Below are 8,749 nucleotides of genomic sequence, written 5' to 3' on the forward strand. Positions count from 1 at the left end.
CCTGGTGCCCTTCTCGGAGTACCTCCTGTACCGCCTGGAGGACGAGACGCTGCTGCTCCAGAACATCGGCGGCATCGGCAACATGACCGTCATGCCCGCCGCCGCGAAGCCGGAGGATGTCTACGCATTCGACACCGGCCCGGGAAATATGATCATCGATGCGGTGGTCTCCGCCCTCACCGGAGGAGCGCAGGCATTTGACGGCAGCGGCGACTTCGCTTCAAGAGGCAGCGTGAACCGGGAACTCCTGGCTCTCCTCCAGCAGGAGCCCTATTACACGAAAGCCCTGCCCAAGACCACCGGCCGGGAGCTCTTCGGCACCCAGTACACGGAAAAAATCCTGCGCTGGCAGGAAGCCCACCGGATTCCGGAGACCGACCTGGTGGCCACGGTCACCGACCTCACCGCCTGGTCCATCGCCAGCGCCTATGAGCAGTACGTCCTGCCAAAGCACCATGCCTCCAGGCTGGTGGTGGGAGGAGGCGGCAGCTACAACAAGACGCTGCTGGGTTTCCTGCGGGAGCGCTTCGCCCCTTACGGCGTAACGGTCCAGACCCAGGAGGATCTGGGGCTGAGCAGCGACGCCAAGGAGGCGGTGGCCTTCGCCCTGCTGGCGGACCGCTGCGTCCGGGGCCTGCCCAACACCCTGCCCAGCGTCACCGGAGCGCAGAAGCCCTCCGTCATGGGGAAGATATCGCTTCCTTAGCACATTAGTGCCCCGGCTCCGATGCATGAATCCTTGGGCAATCAGCGCAGGAGCCGCGCCAGGACAGGGCCGTCCTTGCCTGATGCCGACGCAGTGCCGGGGCGTACAGCCGGGACGGATCGCTCCGGGATTCATGCAATGGGGCGCCGGGCATCCGGTTCCCCCGAATCTCCCGGGAAACCGCAGCCCGCCAGGCCGGAAAAAAGCAGCTACCTCCCGATAGCTGCTTTTTTGCGGTACACGCCCGGAATTCCCTCTTGCCCCGGATGCGCCAATCCGGCGTTCATCTCCCGGAAATCCTGATGCTCCCGCTGCCGGTGTTGGCCTTCACCTTGCAGGCGCTGTTCCCGTAGGCATAGGTGCCGTTCTTCACCTTCTGGCTGTCTTCCCCGCCCCAGCCGATGTGCACGCTGCCGGAGCCGCTCCTGACCGTGGCCTCCATGCCCTCTGCGCCTTCCAGCTCCAGCTTGATGCTGCCGCTTCCGGTGCCCATGTCAATCCTCTCGCTGGCCCCCACGGACCTGACCTTGATATTGCCGCTTCCTGTTCCAAGGTGGTACTCCGCCACAGCGGCGTCCACCTTGATGTTGCCGCTCCCGGTGCCGCAGTGGATATCGCGGCCCTTTACCATCTCCGCCTTCACGTTGCCGCTGGCCGTGTCCAGGCTGGCCGAGATGAACTCCGTATGATCCACCTTCACATTGCCGCTGGCCGTGTGGGCCTTGAGCCTGTCGGCCACCACCTGTTCCACGCCGATGTTCCCGCTGGCGCTGTTGGCCTCCAGGGACTCCAGCTCGATTCCCGAGATGTCCACATTGCCGCTGGCCGCCTTGGCGGTGAGCCTGGGCACGCTCTTAGGCACCCGCACGGTCAGGGTGATGTTCTGCCCGCCTACGCTGAAGCTCCCCACGTTCCCGTAGGATATGATGGTGCGTCCGAACAGGGTCACCTTCACCATCTTCTCCTCATTGTCGCCCTCGTCCCTGGCCCCTTTCCTGCGCTTCACGCCCGCATAGAAGACGCCGTCCTCTTCATACTGGTAATACTCGTAATTCACCTGGCTGCTGACACCCTTGGCTTCGTACTCCACATGGATCTGGTCGTCCTCGGAGCGCTCCACCCGCACATTTGCCACCTTCCCCTCCAGGACCATGGCCTTGTAGAAGCCCGAGTAGGAAAATGTCCTCTTCAGATTCGTGTCCTTAGGCTCCCTCTGCGCCGCCTCCCCGGCCCCGGAGACCTCCTGTCCGGCGCTCTCGCACAGCCCGCCCTGCTCCATGGCCCTCTGGGCGAATTCCTCCGGCAGGTCGTCCTCCGCCAGCTCCCTGATCATCTCCTCGATATTGCCCAGCTCCTCGATGATCTCCTCATCAGCCTTTCCTTCATTCTCCCCCTCGGCGAAATGCTGCCTGTAGTCCTCCAGGATCTCCTCCTGCAGCTCCCTGCCGAAGCGCTCCAGCTTCTCCTGTAAGTTCGCCATATACTCTTGTTTCGTCATCTCTCATCCTCCTATTCCGGTTTTGCGTCCGCCCATCCACATTTTCCGCTATCCGCATTCCTCAGCAAGCCTATCCCGCAATCAGCTGGTTCACCGCGCTGGCGAACGCTTCCCACTCCTGCCTCACATCCGTCTGGTACTGTTTCCCCTTGTCGGTAAGCTTGTAATACTTCCTGGCCGGGCCGGACTCCGATTCCACCAGATAAGTGACCACGTAGTCGTCCGCCTTCAGCTTCCTCAAAATGGGGTACAGCGTGCCGCTGGCAATGGACATCACGCCGGATATCTTCTCCGTCAGTTCATATCCGTACTTGTCTCCCCCAATGAGCTGGGACAGCACGCAGAGCTCCAGGGCGCCTTTCTTAAATTGTGTATTCATGCATATCCTCCTTTCCGATTTTTAGTACTCGTCTTTGACAGGTTCAGTTTATCACACACTATTATATATTGCAATATACTATTCTCAAATAATTATAAAAAATCCATAAACTCCTGCCCCAGACATATACTGCATGACGCTGAATACTGCCTAATGTAATCATTCGATTGAACCAGTCAGCGTTATGCCGTCTGTTTTCACGGCAAGTGAAATCGTTAAGCAGTATAGCTTATACTGACAATCACAAACCACGCCAAGCAACCAGACTCACGAGCGAAAGATTCCGGATACATCGCGGCAAATTTCATCGCTCGTGAGCATAAGGCCGGGAAACAGAACTGCTCCCCGGCCCCGCCGTGCATCGGGCCCATGTCACGCAGACCCCTCTAAAACCACATATTCTTTATAGCATCCGCAGATGTGTCTGTGATAATAAGTATCCGGATGGTAGCTCTCTCTGAGATGATACCAGGTTTCCTCCGGCACATCGCTGTACTGCCGCACCTTTCCGTCGCCCACCAGCCTGATTTCCAGAAGGGCGTACTGTGGGTCATACCCCATCGTCTGAATGATTCCACTGTAGAAGCTAATATGTCTGATTGTTCCATCCTCCTTCTCCTGTGTGCTTTCTGATTCCTACATGTCCTTTGAAGGGCTTTTCCCTCCTTTCCACAAACCCGATTTGAATTGTCCTTCTACTATATATATGACTTCAAATCGACAATATATTACAAAATATTCTTCATTTCTACAAATTTTTCATCCTATCGGCTGATCTCCTCCTTCAGCTTTTTCCGGAAGCGGAACAGGCGCACCCTCATATTGTTCTCCGTCACCGACTCGGAGCGGGCGATCTCCGCAATGGTGGTCCCGAATACGTGATAGGCCTTGACCATCTTCCATTCCTCCTCGCTGAGGGTGGCCACCGCCGCCAGGTCCAGCTCCACCTCGCCATAGCGGCAGTCCTGCGCCGCGAGCTCCAGGCACTCCTCCAGGGGCTCCATGCCCCACCGCCTGGCCCTCCTGTACTGCTCGCGCAGCTTATTGCGGGCCGTGCGCAGCAGCCACAGTTTGGGCTTCGGATGCGCCAGGAATCCCTCCCCCAGTTTGAACGCCGCAACGAAGGTATCCTGCGTGATGTCCTCCGCAGTCTGCCTGTCCGAGATTCTGTGATATACTGCTCTGAGCACATCGTCAAAATACATCTGATACATCTTTCCGAATTCGTCAGTACCCACTTCCAACGACTATCCCTCCTTTGCTATGGAGCCCATACGCCTACACTCCTATAGTCTAATTTACCATTGTTTTCCGGCCATATAGCCCGATTTTATAATTAGTGAATTCTTTTTCATAAATTCTATTTTCCTTAAACAGCTTGCGGGATGGACATTCCTATATTATAATGGGAAATGGTCTTGTTTTTCACGATACTGAACAGAAAGGATTGCTGCGGCAAAGAAAAATACCATGAGCTTTACATTCATAAAGCATCTTCCCACGCCGAACCAGATCCGACAGGAGCACCCGCTCCCGGAGAGGTTCGCCGAAATCAAGCGGGGAAGGGATGCGGAAATCAGAGATGTGATCACAGGAAAGAGCAGGAAGTTCCTCGTCATCATCGGCCCCTGCTCCGCGGACAACGAGGACTCTGTATGCGACTATATCAGCCGGCTGGCCAAGTTGAACGACAAGGTGAAGGACAAACTGATCCTGATCCCCAGAATCTATACCAACAAGCCCCGGACCACCGGGGAGGGCTACAAGGGCATCGTCCATCAGCCCGACCCGGAGAAGAAGCCCGACTTCCTGGCCGGGCTGATTGCCATGCGCAAGATGCACATCCGGGCCATCGAGGAGTCCGGGCTCACCGCCGCGGACGAGATGCTCTACCCCGAGAACTGGGGGTACATCTCCGACATCCTCTCCTATGTGGCCATCGGGGCCCGCTCCGTGGAGGATCAGCAGCACCGCCTCACAGCCAGCGGTTTCGATGTGGCGGCCGGCATGAAGAACCCTACCAGCGGCGACATGTCCGTCATGCTGAACTCCGTCTACGCGGCCCAGCACCCCCACTCCTTCACCTACCGGGGCTGGGAGGTGGAGACCACAGGAAACGAGCTCACCCACACCGTCCTGCGGGGCGCGGTGAACAAGCACGGAAACAATGTGCCCAACTACCACTATGAGGACCTGAACCTCCTGCTGGAGCTGTACGGCAGGATGGATCTGATGCACCCCGCCTGCGTCATCGACGCCAACCACTCCAACTCCGGCAAGCAGTTCGAGCAGCAGATCCGCATCACCAAGGAGGTCATGCACAGCCGCAGGCTGAATCCCGACATCCACAGCCTGGTGAAGGGGGTCATGATCGAGAGCTATATCGAGGAGGGCTGCCAGAAGGTGGGCGGCGGCATCTACGGCAAGTCCATCACGGATCCCTGCCTCGGCTGGGAGGCCTCTGAGCGGTTGATCTACGAAATCGCGGAATATGAGTGAGCGCGCAAAGAAACCAGGGCTGTCTTCGGACGCTGCCCTGGTTTCTTCTAACCGGTCTTCTATCGGATCTCGTATCCCTGCCCAATGCGGCAGGCTTCCCTTGTGCCCGGCCCCTGCCGGAGCCTGCGGCCTTCCCTTGTGCCCGCCCTGTGCCGGAGCTGACGGCCTTCCCCCATTTCCTGTCTGCTCCCCTGAGACCCGAAAAATCAGAAGATTCTCAAAAACCCCAGCAGCAGGAAGGGGTTCACATATCCCTCCAGCAGGCAGCCCACCGTCATCGCCAGGAGGATGGCCAGGAACCTCCCCGCCTTTTTCAGCAGGACTCCCTTGTCTCCCCCGGAAAACTCCCCCCTCACATAAATCCCCCGGAAGAGCTCCTCGCACCAGGCCAGCAGGAGCAGCACCCCCGGCACATAGAGCAGGAAGTGGGGGAACAGCCCGACGATGGCCAGCAGTATGCCCTTCAGCCCGTAGCGCAGGGCCAGGGAGGTCAGGAAGGCCCCGGCGGACATGCCGTACCAGAACGCCGCGCCCATACAGGCCACCAGCCCCAGATAGGTAGTGGAGAGCACGGCCAGTATGAGCACCCTGCCCATCCTCTTCCGGAAGATATAAGAAAAAAGGGCATTGCTGTCCACTGTCATATATTTCATATGATAGAGCGTGGCTTCGTCGAACAGCCCCGTCTCCCCCAGCAGAATGCCCTTTCCTATGTTCACCACCACGATTCCGATCAACAGCCCCACGCCGAAACAGACCAGGAAATTGCGCTGGAATGCCTCTCTTCCATATCCGGCCAGGAACCTCCTCCCAGCAAACTGCATCCGCCCCACCGCCCTTCTAAGGTTGCGGCATCCCATGGAATGTCCTTAATGTCAAACGCGCATCCCTGGAATGCTCTCCTTCCATCTTATGCGGGCAGGCTGTCATCTATGCGGAAGAAAACCCCTGTCCGGGCAGCGGGCAGGGGCGTATCGTCAATCTGCTTTAACAAAATCCGGTCCTTCACCCGGCCAGCCTGTCGCTGAAGCGCTCCGCGTCCCGGGCATGCTCCTCCAGAAGCTTCTCCACGCTCACCAGCTTCACGCACAGCACGAACAGATCCGTGGCCATAGCCAGCTCCTCCGGCGAAGGATAGGTGGGCGCGATGCGGATATTGCTGTCCCTGGGGTCAAGGCCGTAGGGATAGGTGGCTCCGGCTCCCGTCAGCGTGACCCCGGCTCCCTTGCACCTGGCTACGATTGCCTTGGCGCAGCCCTCCATTGCCTGGAAAGAGATGAAGTAGCCGCCGTTGGGCCTGGTCCACTCTCCGATTCCCGTACCGGCCAGCTCCTGCTCCAGCACCTTCAGCACGGCCTCGAACTTGGGCCGCATCAGGGAGGCATGCTTCCTCATATGGGCCTTGATGCCCTCGAAGTCCTTGAAATACCGCACGTGGCGGAGCTGGTTTATCTTGTCATAGCCGATGGTCTGTATGGTCAGGGTCTTCTTGATGCATTCCAGGTTCGCCATGGACGAGGCGATTGCCGCCACGCCCGCGCCGGAGAAGCTGATTTTGGAGGTGGAGGCGAACTCATATACCATGTCGGGATTGCCCGCCTTCTCGCACTCGCTCAGGATGTCCAGGATGCTCTCCTGCCGCTCCTCCTCATCATAGAGATGATGCACCGAATAGGCATTGTCCCAGAAGATGCGGAAGTCCCTGGCCGCGGGCTTCAGGGCAGCGAACCGCCGCACCGTCTCATCGGAATAGGTATAGCCCTGGGGATTGGAATACTTGGGCACGCACCAGATGCCCTTGATGGCCTCATCCTCGGCCACCAGCTTCTCCACCAGATCCATGTCCGGCCCCTGGGGGGTCATGGGCACCGTGATCATCTCGATGCCGAAATGCTGGGTGATGGCAAAATGCCTGTCATAGCCGGGAACCGGGCAGAGGAACTTCACCTTATCAAGCCTGCACCAGGGCGTGCATCCCATGACACCGTGGGTCACGGCGCTGGACACGGCGTCATACATGATGTTCAGGCTGGCATTGCCGTATATGATCACATTCTCCGCCTTCACGCCCATGATGTCCGCCATCATTTGCTTGGCCTCGGCCAGCCCGTCCAGCACGCCGTAATTGCGGACGTCCACGCCTTCCATGCTCGTCATGTCGCTCTGGGAATTCAGGACGTCGAAGATGTCCATCCCCATGTCCAGCTGCGCCACGGAGGGTTTCCCCCTGGACATGTCCAGCTTCAGCCCCTTGCCCTTGGCATCCTCATATTCCTTCTCCAGCTTCGCCTTCAGCGACAGCAGTTCCTCTCTGCTCAGCTCCTGATATGCTTTCATGCTTACCTCCCTGCACATGCTCTCATTCTACTTACAAATTTGGCGCAAGACCGGAAGAACGCTTTTCCTGCGTTCTCCATTCCGTTGTATCATTGTATACAATCATGCACTTGCATTATCATACTATATACTGCCAATATGTGCAAGTGGTAATATTACAAATTTAACAGTGATATCCTGCCACAATTTGTGAAAATGTATAAGAGACGCCGGTTTGCGCCTGGCGTCTCTTTCCTTGCATTTTCCCTATTCAATTTTTATGATTATTTCGCATAATCAATGACACGGCTCTCGCGAATGACATTTACCTTGATCTGTCCGGGATATTCCAATTCAGCTTCAATCTGCTTGGAGATATCACGCGCCAACAGGACCATATCGGTATCCGTAATCTGTTCCGGAACTACCATTACACGTACTTCCCGGCCTGCCTGAATAGCAAAAGACTTGTCTACACCTTTGAAATTGTTTGTGATTTCCTCTAATTTTGTCAGCCTGCTGGTATAGGTCTCCAGCGTTTCCCTCCTTGCCCCCGGTCTCGCGGCGGATATCGTGTCTGCAGCCTGTACGATACACGCGATCAGGGTAGTGGGCTCCACGTCGCCATGGTGGGATTCCACGGCATTGATGACTGTGGCGTTCTCCTTGTACTTCCGACAGAGCTCGACGCCCAGCTGGATATGGGAGCCTTCCATCTCATGATCCACGGACTTTCCGATGTCATGGAGCAGTCCGGCGCGCTTTGCGATGCGGACATCCAGTCCCAGCTCCGCCGCCAGCAGTCCTGACAGCTGCGCCACCTCGATGGAATGCTTCAATGCATTCTGGCCATAGCTTGTCCTGAACTTCATCTTGCCCAGCAGCCTGACCAGTTCGGGATGGATGCCATGCACGCCTACCTCAAGCGTGGCGGCCTCTCCCTCCTCCTTAATCATGATCTCCACTTCTTTCTGCGCCTTCTCCACCATCTCCTCGATCCTGGCGGGATGGATGCGTCCATCTACGATCAGCTTTTCCAGCGCGATCCTGGCCACCTCCCGGCGGATGGGGTCGAATCCCGACAGGATCACCGCTTCCGGCGTATCGTCGATGATCAAATCGACGCCGGTCATGGTCTCCAGGGTGCGGATGTTGCGCCCCTCCCGTCCGATGATCCTTCCCTTCATCTCATCGTTTGGCAGCTGTACGACGGAAATCGTGGTCTCAGAGACATGGTCTGCAGCACATCTCTGGATAGCTGACACCACATATTCCCTCGCCTTCTTGTCTGCTTCCTCTTTGGCCCGACTCTCCATTTCCTTGATTATCACGGCCGATTCATGCTTCACTT

The 8,749-nt window shown here is 57.4% G+C and carries 9 protein-coding genes; 2 read left to right on the top strand and 7 right to left on the bottom strand.

Annotation, left to right across the window (positions count from 1 at the left end; genetic code table 11):
- On the top strand, positions 1-706 hold a 706-nt coding region (locus Q2B33_RS21730), incomplete at its 5' end, for an anhydro-N-acetylmuramic acid kinase (RefSeq protein WP_300822586.1).
- A 283-nt stretch (positions 707-989) separates the two neighbouring features.
- On the opposite strand, the gene Q2B33_RS21735 is transcribed toward Q2B33_RS21730, so the two are convergent.
- From Q2B33_RS21735 to Q2B33_RS21750, 4 genes are all read right to left on the bottom strand, one after another.
- On the bottom strand, positions 990-2,204 hold the full coding sequence (locus Q2B33_RS21735; RefSeq protein ID WP_300564682.1) for a DUF4097 family beta strand repeat-containing protein: 1,215 nt from the start codon (positions 2,202-2,204) through the stop codon (positions 990-992).
- A gap of 70 nt (positions 2,205-2,274) precedes the next feature.
- The gene (locus tag Q2B33_RS21740) at positions 2,275-2,583 is read right to left on the bottom strand and encodes a PadR family transcriptional regulator (RefSeq protein ID WP_300564680.1); all 309 of its coding nucleotides are present in this window, start codon (positions 2,581-2,583) and stop codon (positions 2,275-2,277) included.
- 372 nt (positions 2,584-2,955) lie between these two features.
- Positions 2,956-3,183 (bottom strand): KTSC domain-containing protein, encoded by a 228-nt coding sequence (locus tag Q2B33_RS21745; RefSeq protein WP_330685217.1) that lies wholly within the window; start codon positions 3,181-3,183, stop codon positions 2,956-2,958.
- Between the two features lie 164 nt (positions 3,184-3,347).
- Positions 3,348-3,821, bottom strand: a complete 474-nt coding sequence (locus tag Q2B33_RS21750; protein WP_300564812.1) for an RNA polymerase sigma factor — start codon at positions 3,819-3,821, stop codon at positions 3,348-3,350.
- A gap of 232 nt (positions 3,822-4,053) precedes the next feature.
- On the opposite strand from Q2B33_RS21750, the gene Q2B33_RS21755 reads away from it, so the two are divergent.
- The gene (locus Q2B33_RS21755; protein ID WP_300564678.1) at positions 4,054-5,082 is read left to right on the top strand and encodes a 3-deoxy-7-phosphoheptulonate synthase; all 1,029 of its coding nucleotides are present in this window, start codon (positions 4,054-4,056) and stop codon (positions 5,080-5,082) included.
- Between the two features lie 206 nt (positions 5,083-5,288).
- On the opposite strand, the gene Q2B33_RS21760 is transcribed toward Q2B33_RS21755, so the two are convergent.
- The 3 genes from Q2B33_RS21760 to rny form a co-directional block, all read right to left on the bottom strand.
- The gene (locus tag Q2B33_RS21760; protein ID WP_300914243.1) at positions 5,289-5,942 is read right to left on the bottom strand and encodes a stage II sporulation protein M; all 654 of its coding nucleotides are present in this window, start codon (positions 5,940-5,942) and stop codon (positions 5,289-5,291) included.
- A 145-nt stretch (positions 5,943-6,087) separates the two neighbouring features.
- Positions 6,088-7,419, bottom strand: a complete 1,332-nt coding sequence (locus Q2B33_RS21765) for an aminotransferase class I/II-fold pyridoxal phosphate-dependent enzyme (protein ID WP_300564674.1) — start codon at positions 7,417-7,419, stop codon at positions 6,088-6,090.
- A 263-nt stretch (positions 7,420-7,682) separates the two neighbouring features.
- Positions 7,683-8,749, bottom strand: a 1,067-nt coding sequence (rny, locus tag Q2B33_RS21770) for a ribonuclease Y (protein WP_300914245.1), incomplete at its 5' end; no start/stop codon positions are given.

Origin of the sequence: uncultured Acetatifactor sp. (assembly GCF_948601915.1) — a bacterium.
In the GTDB taxonomy this organism is placed as follows: Bacteria; Bacillota; Clostridia; order Lachnospirales; family Lachnospiraceae; genus Acetatifactor.